Source organism: Pseudomonas sp. EpS/L25, from assembly GCF_001512295.1.
GTDB lineage: Bacteria > Pseudomonadota > Gammaproteobacteria > Pseudomonadales > Pseudomonadaceae > Chryseomonas.
The window spans coordinates 22,638-45,907 of sequence record NZ_LNUP01000015.1; the positions used below are offsets into that span (position 1 = coordinate 22,638).

Consider the following 23,270-nt stretch of genomic DNA (forward strand, 5'->3'; position numbering starts at 1 on the left):
TTTCTTTTACAGGTGCCCACTCAGCTCATAGCCTATTTGCCACGGGCGAACCCCAATCGTGGATGCCAGCGCCAGGGCCGATCCGTCAGAGTGCCGCTGTCGTTGCGGTCGCAGTCGAGGCTGAGGCGTCCATAGCGTTGGGCACAGGCGCGTAGGCCGAGGCCTTGGCGTTCGGACAGGGTGTGCAGTTCGGCTTCGTAGCCGGCATGGCCCCAACTATGGACGCGGGCGCCCAGACTGAGAGGCAGCTCCTTCAGGAGGTTACCCACCGGCCGCCAGGTGCCGTCTTCTTCGTCGCGCTGGAAGGTGAAGGGTGGCTCGTCGTCCAGATCCGGCAGCAGGGAATAGTCCAGCTGGGGCTGTCGCTGGCGAAAGGGTTGGGCCTTTTGCAGCAGGCCGGTGAGGGCGGCCGGGCTCTGCCACCAGAGGGGTGCGGTGTAGGCGGTCTTGCTGGCGCCTTCGCCGAGGAGTTCGGCGCGTAGCCGGGCGTGCTCCAAGTCCACCAGGCGGGTGGTGGGCTGCAAGGGGACGGCTTCCTGGATGCGGGGCGTGGCATCGATGGCGAAGCTGTCGGCGGGCAGCAGGTTGCGCAGGTCATGGCTGGCCAGGCGCCAGTTGGCTGTCTCGAAGCCAGGGCGCTCGAAGGCGAGGGCTGTCCCTTGCAGCGCCTTGAGGTTGTGCGAGAGCAGGTAGAGATTGTCTTCCGTGCAGGCGTCGGGACGATGGCGGCGGATGCGGCCGGCCAGTTGGATGATGGAGCGCATGGACGAGGGCTCGACGATGGCCCAGTCGTAGTCGTGATCGCGGCCCACCTCGGCCACCGGCGAGGCGAGCACGACGAAGAGGTGATCGGCTTCCGGATAGCGCGCCAGGGCGTCGCGGACCAGGGGATGGGCGAACAGCGCCTGGGGTTGGTGGCGGCGCAGTAGGGTATCCAGCTGGCGTTCGATGGCCGAGCGCAGCAGCAGTGGAAAGCGCGAGTGATAGACGCAGAGGTGCAGGCGCGTGCCCGTGGGGGCGTCCTGGGCGTGGAGGGCCTGGGCCAGTTCGATCAGCGGATCGATGTTGGCCAGCCGCAGCAGCCCGCAGCTGACGCGCTGGCCGTCGGTACTGGTGCTGTGATGGCGCTGGTGCAACTCGCTCATCCAACCGGGCAACTGAGCGGCCAGTTCGGCGCAGAGGGCGGTCCGTTCGCGGCTGCTGGTGGCGATGGGCAGGATGTGCGCCCGGCGCCGCACGGGTTGCTGACGCAGGGCGGCCAGGCGCTTGTCGATGAAGGCCGCGTGCTGTTGGGCAAAGCCATCGCCTTGCGCCTCCTGCGCGGTGCTGCAGCCGAATTCGTCGAACCAGGCGCAGCAGATGTCCGCCGAGGTGCCCGGTTCGCCGCGATGTCGGCGATAGGTCGCGCGGCCGGCGGCATAGGCGTCGAAGAGTCCGCGCACCAGGGCCGGTGGCAGGGTCGCCGAGGACAGCAGCACGCGGCTGCCGAGCAGGCCGGCCCAGTGCACCAGGCGGGTCAGGGCGGGTAGATCGGCCAGGTCGAAGTCGTCCGGTTCGTCCAGCACCAGGTCGGCGGTGAGCAGGCGCAGCATGGGCGCGATCTGCCGGCCGCCGCGGAGGCTCTCGCAGGCCGGCATCAAATGGTCGAGGGTGCAGACCAGCACGGGCGCGCTGACCAGCTTGAGCGTCGCGGGATCGTGCTGCAGCCAGTCCTTGAGCGGGCCGTCTTCCAGGCTGGCCGCGTAATGGACGTGGCCATTGTCCTGCAAGGCGGCCGACTCGCTGCCCTGGGCGGCGGCGCGGCGTTCCCGGGCGTCCAGCTCGAACAGCTCGCGCACGGCCATGCCGCCGACGCGGATGGCCAGGTCGTCCTCGTCCAGGCCGAGCTGTTGTCGGTAGGCCTCGCCGGTCTGCAGGGTGAGGGTGCGCAGGCCCAGGGCGATGCTGAAGCGCGCCCCGCGCTGCGGATCGGCCAGGGCATAGAGGATACGGCCATTGGCGAGGGTCTTGCCGCAGCCGGTGGAAGCCAGGTTGACGCCGAAGAAGCCGTGCCGGGCCGCGGTGTCGCGCAGGCCATTGGCCAGGTCGAAGGCCTTGTCCTGCCAGCGGAAGCGCGGGTCCGTGGCGCGGCGCTTGAAGCCCTTGTGCCGGGCGATGCGCGGCAGGTTGCGTTCCAGGCGTGGCAACAGGCCGGCGATGCGCCGGGCGTCCTGGGTGACCCCGAGCAGGTGTTCGTCGAGGCGTTGCTTGGGTTGGCCCTCCCGGTCGGTATTGGCATGGGCGGGGAAGTCCGGATCGCCCAGGCGGGGTTGGGCGGGCTGGCTCGAATAGTGGTGGTCGGCGAGCATCAGCACCAGGCGCGACAGGTGCATGAGGTAGGGATCGCCCAGCAGTCGCTCGGCATCTGCCAGCAGCCCCGGTCGATCCAGCACGGCCTGGGCGCAGGCGGCGCTACGGCGGCGCCAGGCGGCACTGGCGAAGGGCAGGTGGCCCGCCGGGAATTGCCAGCAGGCGGCCTGTTCGGCCGGCGTCGCCTCGCTGCGGGCGCCGCACCAGTCGGCCATGATCGGCATGGGCAGCAGTTTCACGCCCGGTGCCGGCGGTGCCTTGGCCGCGAGAGGGAGGCGATGGTGGCTGACGATCAACCAGCCGATCGCCTGGGCCAGGGGTGGCAGGTGGCGCTGGATGAAAGGGCCCGGCTGCGGTGGTCGGTGATCCGCCTGCAGCCGGATGAGCCAGTCCTCCGCTGAGCCGTTGACCAGGCGATGCAGCCAGTCCGTATCTTGGCTGCCGTTGCCGACGAAGGCTTCGAACAGGCGCAGCGACACCCACTCATGGCGATAGGCGTCGGCCAGCGGACCCTTGCCGCGCAGCTTGGCCTGGAAGGCGGCATTGGCCTTGCCAATGTCATGGAAGAGGGCCGCCAGTTGCGCCAGCAGCTTGATGTCCTCGCCGCTGTGCCAGTCGTTCTCGTCGTGCCGGCGCAGCACGTCGCGGCGGGTGGTGTTGGTCGGTACCGCGCCCTGGTCATTGAAGCGGCTGGCATCGCCGACGATCCACAGCAGCTCGCTGTGGTCGCGGCCCCTGATCCAGTGACAGGCCACGGCGGTGTTGCGGCGGGCGGTCTTCTTCAGCAGCTTGCGCAGGGTGTCCAGGCCGGCCTGGGTGATGGGCGTCTGCCAGGTACGTTCGCCGCGACGCTCGGCGAACTGGTCGAGGATGCGTCGGCTTTCCACCAGGGCGCGCTTGTCGCACTGGCTGACGAGCAGGACGTTCACCCGCCGACCTCCTCGGCCACCGCCTTCAGGGTGTCGATCATGAAGTCCAGCGCCTCACCGCGGGTCAGGCGCTCCAGGCAGGCCTGGCGGAATTCCTGTTCCTCGTCACCGCGCACGGCGCTGACGAAGGCCAGGGGCAGGATGCTGGCGTCCTTCACCAGGTCGGCCACGTCGAATACCAGGCCGCCGCGACGGGTCTTGCCGTGCAGCACCGCCAGGCCATGGGGCAGGCCGAGCACCCAGGTGGCGCTGGCGGCCAGACCATAGGCCAGGTAGTTGCCATGGTCGAGGAAGCGATTGGCCGGGTCGCTGCCGGCGCCGTGCTTGGCGCGGGTGAAGTCACCATAGTCCACCGCCCGCGCCGCCAGGGCATAGAGCTGCTTGCTCAGGCGGGCTTCTTCGGTGAGCAGGAAGGTGTTGTCCACCGCCGCCTGGATGGCGTTGCGCGAGGCCGCCAGGGCCGCCTCCAAGGCCGTCGGCTCGACCTGGAAGCCAGCCTCCTGCAGCGCGCGCTCCTGCAGCCAACCCGTGCGAATCCGCTCCAGGCGCGCCAGCTGGAAGGCCTTGGCCGCGGTCAGCCGCTTGGCCTCGTCGAACCAGAAGCCGACCCAGCGTTGCAGGTACTCGGTGGGGCGGTATTCGCTCTGGGGTGAAAACCAGGCCACCTCCACGTCGATCTCGTTGGCCGAATACAGCGGCGTGCCACCGCCACCGCAGAAACCCACCAGCACACCCGCCCGGGCCAATTCACGCATCGCCGCCTGGGTGATGGAGGTACCAGTGCCGAGCAGCAGGGTAGTGGTGTTGGCGATGGGAATGTTCCAGTACAGCGACTGCTGGCCGGCCTCGGTCACGTACTCCACCCGGCCACCATTCACCAGCACCCGGCAGTGCTGCAGGTAGTAGAGATTGGCGCGCTTGGAGTGCAGGATCGACTTGAGATCGGAAGGGCTGAAATCATCCATGACAGCGTCCCTGATGTCGGTGGCGGGCCTGTCGTCATCTTGGCGCGGCGAGTGGCTGGGCGGAACCCTTTTTTCGGGTTGTTTAGCGAGGCCTTTGAAATCAAGGGGTTAGGGAGGGAGCTAAAAAGAGGGTTTGGTGGCCGAAAAGAGCGCTGAAAGCTGTTGTATCAAGGGGTTGGGCGGGAAATACTCTAGTTCACTGCCGTGTAGGCAGCTTAGAAAATCAGCCACATCCAGACGGGCTATGGCCTGCCGTTCACTGCCGTGTAGGCAGCTTAGAAATTCTGCTTTCAACGTAGCCTGCAGCTCAGACAGTTCACTGCCGTGTAGGCAGCTTAGAAAAGGTACTCGGAGCTGCAGAAAGCCAAGCCATCGTTCACTGCCGTGTAGGCAGCTTAGAAAGCATACGCCCACGGCCCGAGCGCCATGCGATCGTTCACTGCCGTGTAGGCAGCTTAGAAAACCCGTTGGCGCGGGATTTCGTGGGGTCAGGTGTTCACTGCCGTGTAGGCAGCTTAGAAATGCTGAATCTCCGTGTAGGCAGTGTCGGCAGCGTTCACTGCCGTGTAGGCAGCTTAGAAATTGGTGCGCATGTCCACGGCTTTGCCGTAGCTGTTCACTGCCGTGTAGGCAGCTTAGAAAGTTGCCGGCCAGCAGTTCTCGCCCTCGACTATGTTCACTGCCGTGTAGGCAGCTTAGAAATTTCGCGAGCTGCTCGACGATGCCGGCGAGCTGTTCACTGCCGTGTAGGCAGCTTAGAAACGGCGGACGAACTGCCCAACAGGATGCACGCCGTTCACTGCCGTTTAGGCAGCTTAGAAATATGGCATGGATAAGGGTGATCCCTTCAGCGCGTTCACTGCCGTATAGGCAGCCCATCGGGGTTCCACGTGGAACCCCTCAGCCCCTACCCACATACGGCATCTTGGTCGCCATCACCGTCAGCGTCTGAACGTTGGCGTCCAGGGGCAGGCTGGCCATGTAGCGGACGGCGTCGGCGACGTGCCTGACGTCCATGCGCGGCTCCACGGCGGTGCTGCCGTCGGCCTGGAGCACGCCCTTGGCCATGCGTTCGGTCATCTCGGTGGCGGCGTTGCCGATATCGATCTGGCCGCAGGCGATGTCGAAGGGGCGGCCGTCCAGGGCCAGGGCCTTGGTCAGGCCGGCGACGGCGTGCTTGGTGGCGGTGTAGGGCGCGCTGAAGGGGCGCGGGGTGTGGGCGGAGATGGAGCCGTTGTTAATGATGCGGCCACCCCGTGGCGACTGTTCGCGCATCAGGGCGAAGGCGGCGCGGCTGCAGAGGAAGACGCCGGTGAGGTTGGTGTTGACCGCGCGGTGCCAGGCGTCCAGTTCCAGCTCGTCGATGGGCACCGCCGGGGCGCCGACGCCGGCATTGTTGAACAGCAGGTCGAGGCGGCCGTAGGTGTCGCGGATGCGCGCGAAAAGGGCCGCGACACTGGCGGCGTCGGTGACATCGCAGGGGACCGCCAAGGCTTCGCCGCCTTGCTGCCGGGCTTCCTCCGCCAGGGTCTCCAGCGGCTCGGCGCGGCGGGCGGCGAGGATCACGCGGAAGCCGTCTGCGAGCAGGCCGAGGGCGACGGCGCGGCCGATACCCTGGGAGGCACCGGTGACGAGGGCGATGGGGCGAGCGGTAGTCATGGATGGTCCTTGGGGTGGCCAGGGGGCTACCAAGGCTAGCAGGTCGTGAGGGGTATTGGGGGCGCCCTCACCCTAGCCCTCTCCCAGAGGGAGAGGGGATGGTTAGGTGTGCTGGGGTGGGCTGGAGTCAGCCGGTGGCAGCCTTGGCCCTCACCCCTAGCCCTCTCCCAAAGGGAGAGGGGATGGTTAGGTGTGCTGGGGTGGGCTGGGGTCAGTCGGTGGCGGCCTTGGCCCTCACCCTGGCCCTCTCCCAGAGGGATAGGAGATGGTTAGGTGTGCTGGGGCGGGGCTGGAGTCGGTCGGTGGCGGCCCTGGCCCTCACCCTAGTCCTCTCCCGAAGGAAGAGGGGATTTGGGGGGCAGGGAGGATGTGGTGTCAGCCTGCAGCTATCGAGCGGGGTGCTCCTCATTCCAGCTCTCCGAGAGGAGGGGGATGGTCGAGCGGTATCGGGTCGCCGCGCACCTTCCCTACTGCCAGCCGTAGCGCTGCACGAACCAGTCCTTCATTCCCTGGACCAGCAGGGCGTAGCCCGCCAGCAGCAGCGCCAGGCAGGGGAAGTAGCCCAATGGCAGGGGCTGCAGGCGGAAGTAGCCGGCCAGGGGCGAGAAGGGCAGCAGCAGGCCGATGGCGGCGATGGCGCCGGTCATGAGCAGCAGCGGCGCGGCGGCGCGGCTCTGCACGAAGGGCAGGCGGCGGGTGCGGATCAGATGCACCACCAGGGTCTGGGACAGCAGTCCCTCGACGAACCAGCCGGTCTGGAACAGCGTCGCCTGGGCCGGGGAATCGGCGCCGAACACCTGCCACAGCAGCAGGAAGGTGAGGAGGTCGAAGATGGAACTCAGCGGGCCGAAGAACAGCATGAAGCGGCCGATGTCCTCCACCTTCCAGCGTTGCGGACGGGCCAGCAGGTCGGCGTCGACGTGGTCGAAGGGGATGGCGGTCTGCGACAGGTCGTACAGCAGGTTCTGCACCAGCAGCTGCAGCGGCAGCATCGGCAGGAAGGGCAGGAAGGCGCTCGCCGCCAGTACGCTGAAGACGTTGCCGAAGTTTGAGCTGGCGGTGATCTTGATGTACTTGAGCATGTTGGCGAAGGTCTTGCGGCCCTGCAGCACGCCTTCTTCCAGCACCAGCAGGCTCTTTTCCAGCAGGATAATGTCAGCGGCTTCCTTGGCGATGTCCACCGCCGAATCCACCGAGATGCCGATGTCGGCCGCGCGCAGTGCCGGGGCGTCGTTGATGCCGTCGCCGAGAAAGCCCACCACCAGGTCCTGGTCGCGCAGCAGCCGGACCAGGCGCTCCTTGTGGGCCGGGGTGAGGCGGGCGAACACCGTGGTGGTGGCGAGTCGCGCGCTCAGGGCAGGGTCGTCCAGGGTGTCGAGTTCGGCACCGGTGAGCAGGCCGTCGACGTTCAGGCCGACCTCGTGGCACACCCGCCGGGTGACGCGCTCGTTGTCGCCGGTGAGTACCTTGACCGCGACGCCCTGGTCGGCGAGGGCGCGCAGGGCGGCCACCGCGGTCTCCTTGGGCGGATCGAGGAAGGCGATGTAGCCGATCAGCACCAGGTCGTGCTCGTCGGCGACGCTATAGTCGAGGTGGTCGCCGGGCAGCTCGCGGATGCCCACGGCCACCACGCGCAGGCCTTCGTCGTTGAGGGCGGCGGTGAGCGCGCGAATGTGCGCCAGGCGCTCGGCGGTAAGCGGTCGGTCGACGCCGTCTTCGCGGACGTGGCTGCAGGCAGCGAGCATCTCTTCCAGGGCGCCCTTGCACACCAGCAGGTGACGCTGACCCTCGGCCACCACCACCGACATGCGCCGGCGTTCGAAGTCGAAGGGCAATTCGTCGACCTTGCGATAGGCCAGGCTGAGGCCGCGCAGTTCGGCGTGCTCCAGCACCGCCACGTCGAGCAGGTTCTTCAGTCCGGTCTGGTAATGGCTGTTGAGATAGGCGTATTCCAGCACGGCGTCGCTGGGGCGGCCCTGGCTGTCGGTGTGGCGCTCGAGGACGATACGGTCCTGGGTCAGGGTGCCGGTCTTGTCGGTGCACAGCACCTGCATGGCGCCGAAGTTCTGGATGGCGTCCAGGCGCTTGACCACCACCTTCTGCCGGGCCAGCACCACGGCGCCCTTGGCCAGGGTGGAGGTGACGATCATCGGCAGCATCTCGGGCGTCAGGCCAACGGCCACCGAGAGGGCGAACAGCGCCGCTTCCAGCCAGTCGCCCTTGGTCAGGCCGTTGATCAGCAGCACCAGCGGGGCCATCACCAGCATGAAGCGGATCAGCAACCAGCTGACCTGGTTGACCCCTTGCTGGAAGGCGTTGGGTTCCTCGGTGACGCGGGTCACTCGCTCGGCGAGGCTGCCGAAGTAGGTGCCGACCCCGGTGCCCACCACCAGGGCGGTGGCGGCGCCGCTGACCACGTTGGTGCCCATGAAGCAGAGGTTGTCCAGCTCCAGGGCGCTGCCGCCGGCAGTCAGGGTGAGGGCGCGCTTTTCCACCGGCAGGGATTCACCGGTGAGGGCGGCCTGGCCGACGAAGAGGTCGCGCGCGCTGAGCAGGCGCAGGTCGGCCGGGATCATGTCGCCGGCCGCCAGCCGTACGATGTCACCGGGGACCAGTTCGCGGATCGGCACCTCGACGCCGAAGGGATTGCCGGCTTCCGGGCGCAGCACCGTGGCCGTGGTGCTGACCAGCGCCTTGAGCCGCTCGGCGGCGCGATTGGAGCGCGATTCCTGGACGAAGCGCAGCACCGTGGACACCAGCACCATGGTACCGATCACGGCGGCGCCGGGCAGGTCGTCGGTGAGCGCCGAGACAGCGGCAAGTAGCGTCAGTAACAGGTTGAAGGGATTGCGATAACTCAGCCAGAGATGGCGCCAGGCGCCGAGCCGGCGCTGCTGCTCCACTTCGTTGTAACCCAAGGTGAGGCGCCGCTCGGCAGCCTCTGCCGCGGACAGACCCAGCGGACTGCTGCGGTGGCGCCGCAACAGTTCACCCTCGGCGAGACCGGCCGCCTCGTGCAGGCGGCGACTGAAGTCGGCGCTGGGTTCGCTGCGACCCTGGTCCGCGGACGAGCGCTGCCAGAGGGCGGGACGATGGAACAGACGCTGGTCGAGGCGTTGGCTGAAGAAGGCCAGTAACGGCTGGGTAAGGGCTTTGAACATGGGAAGACTCCCCGTGGCCGAGGCCACGAATCAGCGAGCGGTGGCGCGCGGAGTCGCGGCTGCCTGGCGAGCCAGGCGGCTAGGGGACGCTACCTGGCGGTCGAGGACGGACAGGGGGCGAGACGCATCAGGTGCGCTAGCCTCCGTTCGGCAAAGGGGCACGCCGCAGGCAGGCCGCCGGCGTGCGAAGATTGCAGCAAAGGCGGGTTAAGGCTGGCTTAACGCCGGGGGACGTCGGTCGGCACCAGGAGCGGCCGGCCGCTGTCGCAGGTGCTGGATGACGAGCGTTTCGCCATGAAGGTGCTGGCGGCCTGTCGCCGGAACGCTGAGGAGCTGCGCAGGGGACGCCGATTTGGCAGTCTCCGCCGGCTAGGCGACACTGGTGCCCACCCCTCTCAGCGGAGTCACCCATGCAGATTCGCCCCTTCGCCGCCGCCGATTTCGACCAGGTCTGGCCGCTGATCCAGCAGGTCGCCCAGGCGCAGGAAACCTACGCCTACGATCCGCACCTGACTCGCGATGACGCCTGGCGCCTCTGGATCGAACTGCCCCGGGCGACCTTCGTCGCCGAGCGCGAGGGCCAGATCCTCGGCAGCTACTACCTCAAGGCCAATGCCCTGGGTCCTGGCGACCACGTCTGCAACTGCGGCTACATGGTCGCCCCCGCCGCTCGCGGCCAGGGTGTGGCCGGCGCCCTCTGCGAGCATTCGCTACAGGTGGCCCGCGACCTGGGCTTCCAGGCCATGCAGTTCAACTCGGTGGTGGCCAGCAACCAGGTGGCGGTGCGGCTATGGCAGAAGCACGGCTTCGCGATCGTTGGCACCCTGCCCAAGGCCTATCGGCATGGGAGTCTGGGGTTGGTGGATTGCCATGTGATGTATCGGTGGTTGGCGGATTGATTGACGAGGTGGCGGCTGCGAGCAGGCATTCGCCCAAGCCAGATAGAGCCATTCACTGCTGCCCAAGATGGCAGACGAATCACCAGCAGTTTCCAAGGCAAGGCAATGGCTACCCAAGCGTGGGCTCCTGTCGCTATCGTGACGGATGCTGGCTGGATGCGATCACCTAAACAGGACACTTTGATCCATGAAGAAATGCGCGTTTCTCGCAGTAGCGCTATCGGTCATTCCCTTCATCGCCCAGGCTGCGGATACATCAGCCCTGGCGCAGCTGTCCACCTGCGACAGCCATTCCCTGAACTTCCTGCAGGACTCCGGATTCACCACGCTCATTCCTCATAAAGGCGAGGGCGCCAGTCTTCAACTGCAGGACGGCAAGCAACAGGGCGATACGACCCGTTGGCTGTTCGCCAAGCCCGTTGTCGAGAAGGGCATAGTGCTCAAGGGCTTCTACCAGAGCCGCATGGAGCTGGCCGGTTCCGAGTTCATCAACTGGGGCTTCTACAGCGATCAGGGGATCGAAGAGATCGCCCAGATGCTGGACAAGGAGAAGGTCGGGCCGCTGACCCTGGCGGGTGGCGTCTATGCCCGGCCGGAAGCCTGGTCCGCCGAACGCGAGGCCTGGGTCCGCGAAGATCCCAGCGACACCAGCGGCAAGCTGGTCACCCAGGGTGCCGAACGGGTACTGCTGATCGAGCCGCTCGACCCCAACGAGGGCCTGCCGGCCAAGAGCATGGTGACTTGCTCGCTGCAGGGCAAGCTGTCCAAGGACATCCTGGCGAGCAGTCGTCCGGATCTGACCCCGCGCTAGCAGGTCCGCTCGTATCGGCGAGCGACGATCCACCGATACGAGCGACTTCGACAGTCAATGCGGGCGCCAGCAGCCTTTGAATTTGCCGCAGACCCGATACTTCGCATCCAGCTCGCCCGCGCGGGTGAGTTGCCGATCCGATGCCAGGAGCGCCCGCTGAACGCCCAGCCTGACGTATTGCTGGGCCATGTAGATTTTCATGGCATCCAGCAGCTTGTCCGGCGTACCGCTTTCGGCGGCGTGGGCGAGACGCTCCAGGTTGGTGTCGTCGACGGTACGTAGCCGCTCGCCGAAACTCTGTTGATAGAGCGTCAGGGTTTCCTCTTTCACCCCGGCCATGTCGGCGTGGAACAGCACCAGGCTCTGACGATAGGCGTCCCAGTAGTCGTCGGGCAGCTTGAAGCCGATCTTCGCCTTGCGCTCGGCCAGCGCCTGCTCATCGACCGGGGTAGGCGTGGATTTCTCGCGCATCTTCGGATCGGTGGCCGCGTCGACGATCTGCCGGATCCACTGCTCGCGCTGGACGGTATCGGGTTGCTGGGCATCGCGCTTGGGAAACAGCTTGCCGCTGCCAGCACAGGTCCTGAGGACACCTCCCGGGGGAACGCCCTGGCGTACCAGCTCGCCATTGGCGACGTCCAGCCGATCCAGCCTGGCGGTACAGGTATTGCCACTCATGCGGAAGCTCAGCTCGTACTCGGCGCCGGGCTGGGGCTTGAAGGTGGTGAGGGTGCTACAGGCGGAAGGGGTATCCAGGTCGGTGGCCTGCAGATAGACGTCCGCGCCCGGTCTGACCTTGATCTCCAGGTAGTCCTTCATGCGCAGCGGCGGTGGCGCGAGCATCTGCACGCGGCGTTCGGATTTGCCGCTCAGGACGCTGTTGAGGGTGCCCGCCTTGAGGCCTTCGCAATTCGCGGCATCGTAGTAGTTCAGGGTGGCGCCCCCTACCGTGGAGACGAATCTCAGCTTGGCGGCGTTCGGCTCCTGGGTGTCAGGATAGGGCGCCTTGCTGCTGCAACCCGCGAGGGCGCAGGAAAGCAGGAGCAAGGTGGTCTTCAGCTTCATGGGTAATTCCTGGCAAGGCAGACGAGGTGACTGGCTGGAGGCGCCGCCGCTTCGGTGGGAGGTGTGGCGCCTCGGCGAGAGGAGTGGTGGAGACGGTTATCGCGCCGCCAGATCCTTCCCATACAGCGGCGAGTGCGGGCCGGGCAGGACGCCGTTGGGTCTCAGGGTCAGCAGGCGCACGCCGGCGATGCCGGCCATTTCGTGGCCGCGGTCGTTGATGGAGTTGACGATCTGGGTGACGGCGGCGGTGATCAGCATGCCGACCAGGCCACCCCCGCTGTTCTGTTGCTGTTCGGCGGTGCTGGCCGCGGCGGCGCCTTCCCAGAGCAGCTTGCCGCTGCGCAGGTCGACCAGCTTGGCGGTGACGACGACGGCGGTCTCGCTGCTGATGACGTGGTAGGAGGTGCCGTAGCGGGTCACCTCGGTGTAGAGGGCGGCGTCGGCACCGAAGATCTCGCGCAGCTTGGGCAGCGGGGCGGCCTGCATCTCGTCCGGGTTGAGCAGGCCGTTCTGCTTGAAGGTCTCGTCCACCAGGGCGACCGGCAGGACGTAGTAGCCGGCTTCGCCCAGGGGATAGCTGAGCTGGGCGAGGACGCTGTAGCTGGCCTTGATGTCCGGCGATTTGTTCACCGGCGGCAGGATGACCACCGAGGCCGGCTTGCTCTCGCGGAAGGCGGTGTAGTCGTAGGCTTTCTGCTGGTTGGCGCAGCCGCCGAGGAGGACGAAGGCGGCCAGCAGGGGCAGGGCTTTGAGCAGGTGTCCGGGCATGGTCGGTTCCTTAGTTCTTCGCCAGGTTGCGCATGAGGAAGTCCATGTAGGCGGTCGATTCGGGGAAGAGCGACTTCTCGGTCTCGAACTGCTGACGGACCTGGTCGGTCTTGCCAACTTCGGCGTAGAGCATGCCGAGCTGGGCGTGATAGCCCGGGGCGGGCGTCAGGCCGGCGGCACGGGCCTTCTGCAGGCCGGCTTCGAGTTCGGCGATCTGCTGCTCGGGGGCACTCTGCTTGGTGAAGTGGCCATAGACCTGCTCCTGGTAGCCCGGCCAGTAGTAAAGCGGGCGGGGCTGGCTGGCGCAGCCGCCGAGCACGGCGCTGGCGAGGACGAGCGACAACATCGCGGCGCGCGGCCGAAATACGCTGTTCATGGGGGCTTCCTTGCTTAGGGGGCGGGGCGCCAGGCGCCGCTGTCGATGCCGTTGACCAGGCGGTTGACGGCTTCACGGATGGCCAGGTCCAGGACCTTGCCGTTGAGGGTGGAGTCGTAGCTGGCGGTGCCGCCGAAGCCGACCACTTCGCGGTTGGACAGGCTGTATTCACCGGCGCCCTGCACCGAGTAGACGACCTCCGAGCTGCGCACGTCGACGATGTTCAGGTTGACCTTGGCGTAGGCGATCTGCGATTTGCCGCGGCCGAGGATGCCGAACAGTTGCTGGTCGCCGACTTCCTTGCGGCCGAATTCGGTGACGTCGCCGGTGACCACGTAGCTGGCGCCCTTGATCTGCTGGGCCTTTTTGGAGAAGCCGCTTTCCTGGGCGATCTCGGCCAGGTTGTCGCGGTCGAGCACGTTGAAGCGGTTGGACTGTTGCAGGTGGGTGACCAGGATGGTCTTGGCCTGGCCGCCGAGGCGGTCCACGCCGTCGGAGAACAGTCCGCGCATATAGCTGGAGCGGTTGTCGAACTTGCCCACGGCGATGGGCTGGCGCACGCCCTGGTACTGGGTGTTGGCCGAGGTGACCTGCTGGACGTCCAGCGAGCGCGAGGATTCGGTGGCGCAACCCACGAGGGTGGCCAGGCCGGTGGCGACGGCGAACATCAGTGCGTTTTTCATAGATCCCTTGAGTGTGCGGTAAGCGTCGTGGGCGCCGAGACACGCCCCTCGCGTGGGCTCGACACGAATCTCGCTGACTTCGACAGGGATGAGTACTTCGCCCGTCCGACCGGGTCGGGGGGATGGCGGGAACGCGGCTGGAGAAAGAGGCTGGAGGGAATTCCGGGCCGGTCCATGGCGAGGCGAGCATCCTGCTGATCGAGTCAAAAGACTGGCTTCAGTGTAACAATAATTTTGTGACGCATTTAACGCATCGCTCGACAGGCGTCAGGCTGGGCGGTATCAGTGGTTTCGGAAAGGATCGGGCCTGGACGGACGGAGCGCTCGCCAGGCCATTGGCGAAGTGGTCTGGCACCTGCCAAGGTCGACGGCGTGGAGCCCGGCCACAACGGAACGTAATTTGCGTGCCAGAGCCCATCGTCCCTCGCCGTTACGAGCCCGCCATGCGCCATTTCGATACCGATGCCCTCGCTACCTTCATCGCGGTAATCGATCACGGTGGTTTCACGGCGGCGGCCGAGCGGATCGGCAAGACCCAGGCGGCGGTGAGTCTGATCGTCGGTCGGCTGGAAGAGCGGGTGGGCAAGCGGCTGCTGGAGCGTAGTCGCAAGGGAGTGAGCCTGACCGCCCAGGGCGAGATCCTGATGGGCTATGCGCGGCGCATGCTGATCCTTGAGGACGAGGCGCTGTGCGCCCTGGAGTGTAAGTTGGAGGCGACGCGGGTGCGCATCGGCATGCCCGACGACTATCTGGACAGCCTCGGCGCCTGGCTGCTGCAGACCTTCTCGGCGCGGCATCCGGAGATCCAGGTGGAGATCCTTTGCGACTTTTCCAAACGGCTGGAGCCCCAGGTGCAGGGGGGCGACCTGGATCTGGCCATCGTCACCCGGGAGGCCGGGCGGCCCAGCGGCGAGTTGCTCTGTGCCGAAGCCCAGGTGTGGTGCAGCGTGGTGGGAAAACGTCCGGAACGGGAGCAGGTGTTACCGCTGTCGCTGTTCGCCGACAGCTGTCGCGCCCGCCCCGGCATCCTCGCGGCACTGGACGAGGTCGGGCGGCCCTGGCGCATCGTGTCGTCGTCGTCGCATCTGCCCGGGGTGCTCGCCGCTGTGCGCCTGGGCGCGGCGGTCACGGTGCTGCCCGCTTCGGTGGTACCTGAGGGGTGGCGTGTGCTGGGCGCGGGCGAGGGCTTGCCACTCCTGCCGCAACTGGAATTGGCGCTGCTGGTGCCGTCAGGGGCCCGGCTGAGCACCCGGCGACTGGCCAATTTCATTCGCGATCGCTATCAGGATCGGCAGCGCGCCGCGATCGCCTAGGCGTAGTCGGAAACGTGCCTGCGCTGACCGATTTGCAGACCAGGCCATCCCTACGCCCAGGTTCGGGCCACGTCGGTGAAGGCCGCTTCCAGGTCCGCCAGCACCGCATCGGCATGGGCGAAGGTCAGGTACAGGCGGCCATAAGCGACGGGCATCATCAGCACGCCGCGGGCGCGCAGGGCGAAGTGCAGGGCGCGGGTCCATTCGGCATCGACGCTGGTTTCGGCCTGGGCATAGTCGGCGGGGGCCTGTTCACGGTCCCAGGGGGTGAAGACGCTGCCGTAGCCGCTGCTGGAGAAGGATAGGCCCTGGGCGGCGAAGGTGCTGGCCAGCCGGGTGCGCAGGGCGTCGCCGCGCGCCAGCAGGGCGAAGTAGTCCTGCTTGACCAGCAGTTCGAGGGTGGCGAGCACCGCGGCGCAGGCAGGCGGATTGCCGCTGTAGGTGCCGGCCCGTACCACCTGGCCACGCTCGAACAGCTCCATGATGGCCGGCTTGCCGAGCAGGGCGGCGACCGGGATGCCGCTGCCGATGGCCTTGCCCACCGCCGCCAGGTCGGCGTCCACGCCGAGATGATGCCCGGTCAGGCCGGCGTGCAGGCGAAAGCCCATCAGCACCTCGTCGAGGATCACCAGGGCGCCATGGCGATGGGCGCGGTCGGTGACGTACTGCAGGTAGCCGGGGACTGGCTCCAGGCAGCCGGCGTTGGCCAGGACCGGCTCCATGAGGATGGCGGCGATGTCGTCGTATTCGGCGAACAGCCGCTCCACGTCGGCGAAGTCGTTGTAGCGCAGCAGCAGCATGCCGTCGCGTTCGGGACGGGCGCCGCTCATGCGGGCGGCGGGCGACTGCACGTTGCCGAAGGCCACCGGGTCATACCAGCCATCGTAGGCCGCGGCGAACTTGACGATGCGGCCACGGCCGGTGGCGATGCGCGCGGTACGGCAGGCCAGGTGCACGGCCTCGCTGCCGGTGTTGAGGAAGATGACGCGCGACAGGTCACCGCAACGGGCGGCCAGGGCGGCGGCGGCGGCTTCCTCGCGGGCATGGGCGAAGGAGGGCATGGGCCCCTCGGCCTGGGCCTGGGCGACCGCCTCCAGCACCGGGGGCGGGGCATGGCCGAGCAGGGTCGCGCCGAAGCCCATGGCGGTGTCGATGTAGCGCTGGCCGCGGTCGTCCCAGAGGTAGGCACCCGCGGAGCGGGTGACCCGGAAGGCGTGGCCCTGAAGATCGGGCAGGGCGCGTCCTGCGCTGGAGATGCCACCCACGAGAAAGGTCATGACGGAGGTACTCGGATTGCGGGTTGATCAGTAACCGAGCAGGCGGGGCAGCCAGCCGCTCAGGGAAGGGAAGAGCACGAGCAGGGCGACGGCCACGGCGGTGGCGAGCCAGAAAGGCACCAGGCGCCAGGAGACCTCGCCGATGGACAGCCGGGCGACGTTGCAGACCACGAAGATGTTGGTGCCGATGGGCGGGGTGAACAGGCCCCAGCCCAGGGTCACGGTGAAGATCAGGCCGATCTGGTAGGGCTCGAAGCCGGCTGCCTTGGCGATGGGCACCAGGATGGGCGCGAGGATGATCATGGCCGGGCCGAGGTCGAGCCAGAAGCCCACCACCTTGAGTGCCAGCACGATCAGCAGCATGGTCAGCAGCGGACCGGTGTGCAGGTCGACGATCCAGCCGGCCACGGTGTGGGGGACCTGCTCCACGGTGAGGATCCAGCCGAAGGGCATGGCCACCGCCATGATGATCATCACCGAGCCGGTGGTGACCACGGCTTCGTGGATCGCCGGCAACAGGTCGCGCCAGCGCAGTTCGCGATAGACCAGGGCGCCGGCGACCAGGGCGTAGAGTACCGAGACGGCGGCGGCCTCGGTGGCGGTGGCGAAGCCGCTGACGATGGCGCCGAGTACCAGCACCGGCATCAGCAGCGCCGGCAGGGCGTAGCCCAGGTCGCGCAGCAGCTCGCGCAGCGGCAGGCGCTCGTCGACCTTGGGGAAGTTCTCGCGGACCCCGACCACATAGGCGGTGGCCATGAAGGTCAGCGCCAGCAGCACGCCGGGGATCAGGCCGGCGACGAACAGGCCGCCGATGGAGGTGTTGGTCAGTACACCATAGAGGATGAGGATGACGCTGGGCGGCACGATGATGCCCAGGGTGCCGGAGGCGGCGGTGACCGCGGCGGCGAAGGCACGTGGATAGCCGCGCTCTTCCATGGCCGGGATCATCACCTTGGCCACCGCACCGGTGTCGGCGGTGGCGGAGCCGGTCAGGCCGCCATAGACGAAGGCAGTGGCCACGTTGACCAGGCCCAGGCCGCCGCGGAAGCGGCCGAGGAAGTGCTCGGCGATGCGCATGATGCGCCGGGTCAGGCCGCCGCGGTTCATTAGCTCGCCGGCCAGCAGGAACAGCGGGATGGAGCTCAGGGTGGCGGAATCGGCACCGCGGATGGTCTGCTGGGCGAGCCAGGCCAGGGGCATGCTCAGGTCGCCCACCAACAGGGCGACGATGCTGGCGCCGGCCATGGCCCAGACGATGGGGATACCAGCCAGCAGCAGCACGATGAAGGCGAGGAACAGCGCGAGGACGGTCATGCCTGGGGCTCCCGGCGGACACAGAGGCGCCACAGCCGCAGCAGGGCGATGACGACGAGCAGGGCGGCCGCGCTGACCAGCGCCAGGGTCATCAGGCCGGAGGGCCAGCGCAGCACCGGGGTGGGTACCCGGCCGGAGCGCTCCAGCACCGCCCAGCCGCTGGCCAGTAGCCAGAGGCTGACGCCCAGCAGCACCAGGCAGCTGAACAGCTGCAGGGCGCGCTGCCCGGCTGGCGGCAGGAGCAGCAGGACGCCGACGAAGCGCACGTTCTCGCCGCGTAGCTCGGCCAGCACGCAGCCGATGAAGGTGACCCAGACGAAGCTCAGGGCAGCGATCTCGAAGGACCACTCGAAGCCGGACAGGTGGAAGTAGCGCGCCACCACCCCACCGGTGATGGCGCCGAAGGTGGCGAGGAACAGGAGGACGCCCACGGCCTGCAACAGGCGCTCGGGTCGCGAGGGGCGGTGCGGGACGTGGGTCGGATCGCTCATGGCTCAGCGGGCCTCGCGCGCGGCGCTGCGGGTCTGGTCGACGAAGGCCTGGCCCCATTCACCGGCGAAGCGGGTGTAGACCGGATCGACCAGGGACTGGAAGGGGGCGGTGTCGACGGTGTTGACCCGCACGCCCTTGGCCTTGAGTTCGGCGAGGACCTTGGCGTAGGCGGCGTCCAGCTGGCCGCGGTACCAGGTCACGGTATCCTGCGCCGCCTTGCGCAGTGCCTCACGCTGGGGCTCGCTCAGGCTGTCGTAGGTGTCCTTGTTCATGAACCAGTAGTTGGCCGACCAGATGTAGTTGGACAGCGACAGGTATTTGGCCACCTCGAACCACTTCTGGTCGTAGAAATCGCGCATTTCCGGCTCGACGCCATCCACCACGCCGGATTGCAGGGCGCTGTAGACCTCGCCGAAGGGGATCGACTGGGCCAGGGCGCCGAGTTGCTTGAGGGTGGCGAGGATCACCGGATTCGGCGGCGTACGGATCTTCAGACCGGCGAGATCGGCCGGGACGACGATGGGATGCTTGCTGTTGGCGAACTGGCGGAAACCCGAGTCCAGGGCGCCCAGCAGCACATAGCCGTGGTCCTGGCCGAGGCCCAGCAGGGCCTTGCCCTGGGGACCGTCGAGGAAGGCATGGACGTTGGCGGCATCGTGGAACAGGAAGGGCAGGGAGACCACGTTGAGGCGCGGATCGATGGCGTCCACGGCGCCGCCCAGGCCGATGTCGATGGAGCCATTGCCGACGCCCTCGGCGATGGGGCCTTCGTCACCGAGCTGGCCATCGGGGAAGACCTTGACGGTCAGCTCGCCCTTGGATTCGGTCTTGAGTTCTTCGGCGAAGCGCTGCACCGCCTGGTTGATCAGGCTGTCGCTGCTGGAGGCGTGGGCCAGCCGCAAGGCACGGGCGGCGGAAGCGCTCTGCAGGTCGAGCAGACCCAGGGTGGTGGAGAGGGCGATGGCGAGCCAGCTGAGGCGCGCCCGGGTCCGGCGTTGCGGCATGGTGCTGCTCCTGAGGGAGGGGGCCGGTGGTGGCACCCTTGCTCGGGGATACTGCCAAGCTTTGCCGTTGCGCTGGATAAAGATGCGTAATGTTGGGATAAGCGGCCGTCAGCGCCCGACGTGGTCCACCACCCAGCGCAGCGACGCCGCGAGCATGGGGCCATGGCCGAGCCCCGGCAGGGTTTCGAACTGCACCTTGATACCCGGGACTCGGCGGAGGCGGTCGGCCAGGCGCGGTGTGGCATCGGCCGGGACCTGGCTCTGGAAGTGGGCGGGCAGCTCGCGCTCGGCGCCGCCTTGCAGCAGGACGAGTTCGGCCGGGTGTCCGCGTAGGCGTTGCGCCAGGGCCGCGTCGTCCTGGGGCAGGGCGGCGGGGCTCCACCACAGCGAGGGACTGACGGCGTAGCCCTGGGCGAAGGCGTCCGGTCGGGTGAGCAGGGCGTGGACGACGAACAGACCGCCCAGGGAATGGCCCCAGATCGCGCGATGCTCGCGATCGAGGTGCATCTGGCGCGCCACCGCCGGCTCCAGGTGGTCGAGCAGCCAGGCGAGGAAGCCATCGGCGCCGCCGGTGGCCATCTCGCGAAAGCGTTCGCTGGTGGGCGCGGTGGGCGTGTAGTCATAGGCCCGGCCAGGCCCATCGATGCGCTTGCCGCCTGCATAGCCCACCGCGACCAGTACGGGAGGCTTCGGACGCCGGGCCAGGGTGTCGAGCAGTTCGGCGTTCAGCCCACCCAGGGCGGCGTTGCCGTCGAGCAGATAGAGCACCGGGTAGCCGGTGGCCGGCGCCGGGCTGGCGGGGCGGGCGATCCAGACCTGGTAGTGACGCTCGCCGTCGACGGAATCCAGGCGCAAGTCGCTGAAGGTGTAGCCCTGGCCAGGGTGGACGAGGACGCTGGCATCCATGGGTTCGTCGACGGGACGGGCCTGGCCGGGCGTGGCCAAGGCCAGCAGCAGCGGCAGGGCTAGCCAGGCGCGCCGGCGGGTGGGGCGGAGCGAGAGCGACAGCAAGGGCATCAGCGAACAAGACTCATTCAGGAGGAGCTGGCAGCCTACTGGCAGCCGCTCGCGGTCGCCATACTGGCCAGGTGCCTTAGCCTAGTCTGTCAACGATCAGGCGACCTGCAGGGGTTTTACCTGCGCCCGAATCTGCTCACCCTTCGCGATCTCCGCCACTCTCAGCTCATAGGTGGCCTGCAGGCCTACCCAGAAACCAGGGGTAGTATCGAGCGCAGCGGCGAGGCGTAAGGCCATATCGGCCGTCACTCCGCGACGCTCTAGAACGACATCGTTTACGGTAGGGGCCGAGACGCCCAGGGCGCGGGCCAGCGCGGAAGCGCTCATGCCCATGGGCACCAGGTATTCTTCCCGCAGGACCTCGCCGGGATGAACCGGGCGCATTCCGTTGGTCAGCATGGCGTTACCTCTATTCACTATCATCTAGGGTGGGTAGGACCGGGTATTAGGTTCGAGGCCAGTTATCGCACCATTGGCGTCTAGCGACCATCTTTAGTGGTGGTCGACGATCTCTACATTGATCGGCCCCTGTGCGGTCCACTCGAAACAGATGCGCCACTGGTCGTTGATGCGAATGCTGTGCTGGCCTTTGCGATCCCGCTCCAACTGCTCCAGGCGGTTACCGGGAGGAGACTTGAGGTCTCGCAGCTCGATCGCCTCGTTCAACATTGCCAGCTTCCGTGTTGCCACAATGGCTATCTGGCTCCATCGCCGGTCCTGCCCGGTCGTAAATAGCGCTTCGGTATCGCTACAACGAAAGCTGCGGATCATTGCAGCTCCTTGACGAGGCTCGTTAAGAGATATTAACGCCTAACGTTAAGCGTTTCAATTGGTGATTTGGCGAGAGCGCACCCGATGGTAGATGCCAGGCGGCTCTTTCCGATCAATATGATCGTGGCAGGGCTTGGTCCAGCGTTGCGCCAGGGCTTCGGGCTGTAGGACGTAGCGCGACCTGCGCGGCGCGAGCCGGCAGGTCGGTGCGATGGCTCAACCGCAGGTGGCGGTCTGCACCACCAGGGTGGCGCTGGTGGTGATGCTCAGGCGCTGGGAGTTGAAGTCCATGGTCATCGGGTCCTGCGGACGGACCACGCGAACGACCTGGGCACCTGCGCGCTGACGGCTTTCCTCGGCCAGGGCCGGGGTCAGGGCCTTGCCGACCAGGTCCTGGACTAGGTCGGAGTTGCAACGGCCGCTGCTGCTGGCGGCACCGCTCGCGGCCGGGCTGGCCGCTGCCGGGGTGTCGCGCGTTTCATGCGAGCCACAACCGGCCAGCAGGGTGAAGAACGCGGCGCCAGCCAGCAGGAGAGGGGTCTTGAAGCTCATGAGTTCGCCTTTTCGATCGTGAGAGGAGGAACCTTAACCCGTACGGGCTTCTGCATGGACCCCTCTAGGGTGGGCATTGTTACAAATCGCGAGCCAGGCGCCGCCGACGATGGTCGAGCCAAGACCCCTTCAGCCGATAAAGTTAACAAATATAACGTTCGGTAATCGGCTAGAATCGGGTCCCATGGCTTGATCCGTTTCTCGCATGGACCATCATCGAACCAGGGCCGCCCGGCCCCACGGTGACGACAACAACAACAAAGGGACACCCGCCATGTCAGCTCGCTATCCATTCGCCTCGCCTCCTGACCATCACCCGATCCGCGCCCACTAGGCCCTGATCCCGGCGCCCCGCGGCGCTTTCCGCCTTCTCTGTCAGGACGGTCATTCCATGTCAGCTTCGCGCTCGCTCCAGGCCTGCGCACGGGTCCGCTCGTGCCTCGCCTTTGCCTCTCTCACCTCCCTGCTGATCGGCCCGGGAGCCCTGGCTGCGCCTTCCACCACCCTGGAAAGCGCCCGGCCCAAACCCCTCAACAGCCTGGAGACGGCGCGGCCGCTGCCGCCCGGACCGCCGCGCTGGGCCGAGGACTATCGCTTCCTCGACGATCCGGAAAAACGCACCGATCCCTTCGACGGGTTACGCTATCAGCGCCTCGGCGACTCGGCCTGGCTGCAGACCGGGGGTGAGGCGCGCTATCGCTTCGACACCATCCGCAATCCGGTCTTCGGCCGGCGCGGGGTGGCTACCGATCACTACATCCAGCAGCGCCTGCAGCTGCACGCCGACCTGCACCTGTTCGACGACGCCCTGCGCGCCTTCGTCCAGCTGGAGAACACCCGCGCCTGGAACAAGGCGCTCTACGGTCCCTACGACCAGAGCCGTACCGAGCTGCACCAGGCCTTCATCGACCTCAACACGCCGCTGGCCGGCGGCAAGCTGATGACCCGGGTCGGCCGCCAGGAGCTGGGCTACGGCAACCAGGCCTTCGTCACCTATCGCGACGCCCGCAACATCCGTCTCAACTTCGATGGGCTGCGCCTGGCCTGGAGTCGTCCGGACGGCTACCGACTGGACGCCTTCGGCCTGCGACCGGTGGTGACCGGCGAGGACAGCTTCGACGACGGCTCCAACAACGCGGTCAAGTTCTATGGCCTCTACGGCACCCTGCCGCTGGCCGGGCCGCTCAGGCTGGATGTCTACGGCTTCGGCCTGGAGACCGATCAGCGCACCCTGGCGGGCCTGACCGGTGCGGAGAAACGCTACACCGCCGGCATCCGCCTGTTCGGCAATGCCGGGCCCTGGGACTGGACCTGGGACCTGGCCGGGCAGACCGGGCATCTGGCCGGGGCGCAGATCCGCGCCTGGGGGCTGAGCAGCGAAACCGGTTATCGCCTGGCCGGCGCCTGGAAACCGCGGCTCGCCCTGCGCCTCGATGCCGCCAGTGGCGATCACGGCCTGGGCGACGATCGCGTCGGCACCTTCGATCCGCTCTATCCGAAGAACGGCTTCTACGGCGACTCCGGCCTCACCACCCTGGCCAACCTCTATCTGGTCGGCCCGCTGCTGACCCTGGCGCCGCGGCCGACCCTGCAGCTGGAGAGCGGGCTGTTCGGCGTCTGGCGGCAGAGTACCGAAGACGGCGTCTACCTGCCGGGCATGACCACGGTGCCGGGCACCGTCGCCAGCTCGGCGCGCAAGGCCGGCAATCTCTGGCGCAACAACCTGCGCTGGATGCCCACCGCCAACCTGACCCTGGACCTGGAATACAGCTACTTCCAGGCCGGCGCCGCCGTGCGCCAGGCCGACGGCGACGACACCAGTTTCCTGATGGTCGCCACCACCTTCCGCTACTGAGGAGCCCACC

General features: G+C 67.3%; 20 protein-coding genes and 1 CRISPR repeat array. Of the genes, 4 read left to right on the forward strand and 16 right to left on the reverse strand.

What is annotated here, in order from left to right; all coding sequences use genetic code 11:
- Positions 1 to 32 precede the first annotated feature (32 nt).
- The 4 genes from cas3f to mgtA all read right to left on the reverse strand — a co-directional run bounded on the left by cas3f (position 33) and on the right by mgtA (position 9,063).
- On the reverse strand, positions 33 to 3,278 hold the full coding sequence (gene cas3f / locus AR540_RS16775) for a type I-F CRISPR-associated helicase Cas3f (RefSeq protein ID WP_059230354.1): 3,246 nt from the start codon (positions 3,276 to 3,278) through the stop codon (positions 33 to 35).
- The gene (gene cas1f / locus AR540_RS16780; protein ID WP_059230355.1) at positions 3,275 to 4,243 is read right to left on the reverse strand and encodes a type I-F CRISPR-associated endonuclease Cas1f; all 969 of its coding nucleotides are present in this window, start codon (positions 4,241 to 4,243) and stop codon (positions 3,275 to 3,277) included. The genes cas3f and cas1f overlap by 4 nt, the downstream gene beginning before the upstream one ends.
- Before the next feature lie 194 nt (positions 4,244 to 4,437).
- Positions 4,438 to 5,065: direct repeats of the CRISPR family, unit length 28 nt; unit sequence GTTCACTGCCGTGTAGGCAGCTTAGAAA.
- Positions 5,066 to 5,143: 78 nt separating this feature from the next.
- Positions 5,144 to 5,902: an SDR family oxidoreductase gene (locus AR540_RS16785; RefSeq protein WP_059230356.1), complete on the reverse strand. Its 759-nt coding sequence runs from the start codon at positions 5,900 to 5,902 to the stop codon at positions 5,144 to 5,146.
- Positions 5,903 to 6,369: 467 nt separating this feature from the next.
- Complete coding sequence (gene mgtA, locus AR540_RS16790; protein ID WP_059230357.1) at positions 6,370 to 9,063, reverse strand: magnesium-translocating P-type ATPase; 2,694 nt, start codon at positions 9,061 to 9,063, stop codon at positions 6,370 to 6,372.
- Positions 9,064 to 9,473: 410 nt separating this feature from the next.
- Between mgtA and AR540_RS16795 the strand changes: the two genes are divergently transcribed.
- Positions 9,474 to 9,962 carry a GNAT family N-acetyltransferase gene (locus AR540_RS16795; RefSeq protein WP_059230358.1) on the forward strand — a complete coding sequence of 163 codons (489 nt, stop codon included), beginning with the start codon at positions 9,474 to 9,476 and terminating at the stop codon, positions 9,960 to 9,962.
- Between the two features lie 187 nt (positions 9,963 to 10,149).
- On the forward strand, positions 10,150 to 10,773 hold the full coding sequence (locus tag AR540_RS16800; protein ID WP_059230359.1) for a hypothetical protein: 624 nt from the start codon (positions 10,150 to 10,152) through the stop codon (positions 10,771 to 10,773).
- Positions 10,774 to 10,827: 54 nt separating this feature from the next.
- Here AR540_RS16800 and AR540_RS16805 read toward each other — a convergent pair whose 3' ends face one another.
- From AR540_RS16805 to AR540_RS16820, 4 genes are all read right to left on the reverse strand, one after another.
- Positions 10,828 to 11,838, reverse strand: a complete 1,011-nt coding sequence (locus AR540_RS16805; RefSeq protein WP_059230360.1) for a hypothetical protein — start codon at positions 11,836 to 11,838, stop codon at positions 10,828 to 10,830.
- A gap of 96 nt (positions 11,839 to 11,934) precedes the next feature.
- Positions 11,935 to 12,606: a DUF799 domain-containing protein gene (locus tag AR540_RS16810; protein WP_059230361.1), complete on the reverse strand. Its 672-nt coding sequence runs from the start codon at positions 12,604 to 12,606 to the stop codon at positions 11,935 to 11,937.
- Positions 12,607 to 12,616: 10 nt separating this feature from the next.
- The gene (locus AR540_RS16815; protein WP_059230362.1) at positions 12,617 to 12,982 is read right to left on the reverse strand and encodes a DUF4810 domain-containing protein; all 366 of its coding nucleotides are present in this window, start codon (positions 12,980 to 12,982) and stop codon (positions 12,617 to 12,619) included.
- Between the two features lie 14 nt (positions 12,983 to 12,996).
- Positions 12,997 to 13,665: a CsgG/HfaB family protein gene (locus AR540_RS16820; RefSeq protein WP_059230363.1), complete on the reverse strand. Its 669-nt coding sequence runs from the start codon at positions 13,663 to 13,665 to the stop codon at positions 12,997 to 12,999.
- Positions 13,666 to 14,108: 443 nt separating this feature from the next.
- On the opposite strand from AR540_RS16820, the gene AR540_RS16825 reads away from it, so the two are divergent.
- On the forward strand, positions 14,109 to 14,978 hold the full coding sequence (locus AR540_RS16825) for a LysR family transcriptional regulator (protein ID WP_059230364.1): 870 nt from the start codon (positions 14,109 to 14,111) through the stop codon (positions 14,976 to 14,978).
- Between the two features lie 50 nt (positions 14,979 to 15,028).
- On the opposite strand, the gene AR540_RS16830 is transcribed toward AR540_RS16825, so the two are convergent.
- From AR540_RS16830 to AR540_RS16865, 8 genes are all read right to left on the reverse strand, one after another.
- Positions 15,029 to 16,255, reverse strand: coding sequence for an aspartate aminotransferase family protein (locus tag AR540_RS16830; protein WP_059230365.1), 1,227 nt, complete (start codon positions 16,253 to 16,255; stop codon positions 15,029 to 15,031).
- A gap of 27 nt (positions 16,256 to 16,282) precedes the next feature.
- The gene (locus tag AR540_RS16835; RefSeq protein WP_059230366.1) at positions 16,283 to 17,569 is read right to left on the reverse strand and encodes a TRAP transporter large permease; all 1,287 of its coding nucleotides are present in this window, start codon (positions 17,567 to 17,569) and stop codon (positions 16,283 to 16,285) included.
- On the reverse strand, positions 17,566 to 18,060 hold the full coding sequence (locus tag AR540_RS16840; protein ID WP_059230367.1) for a TRAP transporter small permease: 495 nt from the start codon (positions 18,058 to 18,060) through the stop codon (positions 17,566 to 17,568). The genes AR540_RS16835 and AR540_RS16840 overlap by 4 nt, the downstream gene beginning before the upstream one ends.
- A gap of 3 nt (positions 18,061 to 18,063) precedes the next feature.
- The gene (locus AR540_RS16845) at positions 18,064 to 19,065 is read right to left on the reverse strand and encodes a TRAP transporter substrate-binding protein (RefSeq protein ID WP_059230368.1); all 1,002 of its coding nucleotides are present in this window, start codon (positions 19,063 to 19,065) and stop codon (positions 18,064 to 18,066) included.
- Positions 19,066 to 19,173: 108 nt separating this feature from the next.
- Complete coding sequence (locus AR540_RS16850) at positions 19,174 to 20,082, reverse strand: alpha/beta hydrolase (RefSeq protein WP_059230369.1); 909 nt, start codon at positions 20,080 to 20,082, stop codon at positions 19,174 to 19,176.
- Positions 20,083 to 20,178: 96 nt separating this feature from the next.
- Positions 20,179 to 20,481 carry a HigA family addiction module antitoxin gene (locus tag AR540_RS16855; RefSeq protein ID WP_059230370.1) on the reverse strand — a complete coding sequence of 101 codons (303 nt, stop codon included), beginning with the start codon at positions 20,479 to 20,481 and terminating at the stop codon, positions 20,179 to 20,181.
- A 93-nt stretch (positions 20,482 to 20,574) separates the two neighbouring features.
- Positions 20,575 to 20,853, reverse strand: coding sequence for a type II toxin-antitoxin system RelE/ParE family toxin (locus tag AR540_RS16860; protein WP_059230371.1), 279 nt, complete (start codon positions 20,851 to 20,853; stop codon positions 20,575 to 20,577).
- A gap of 216 nt (positions 20,854 to 21,069) precedes the next feature.
- Positions 21,070 to 21,405 carry an I78 family peptidase inhibitor gene (locus AR540_RS16865; RefSeq protein ID WP_059230372.1) on the reverse strand — a complete coding sequence of 112 codons (336 nt, stop codon included), beginning with the start codon at positions 21,403 to 21,405 and terminating at the stop codon, positions 21,070 to 21,072.
- 391 nt (positions 21,406 to 21,796) lie between these two features.
- On the opposite strand from AR540_RS16865, the gene AR540_RS16870 reads away from it, so the two are divergent.
- On the forward strand, positions 21,797 to 23,260 hold the full coding sequence (locus AR540_RS16870) for an alginate export family protein (RefSeq protein WP_059230373.1): 1,464 nt from the start codon (positions 21,797 to 21,799) through the stop codon (positions 23,258 to 23,260).
- Positions 23,261 to 23,270: the final 10 nt, after the last annotated feature.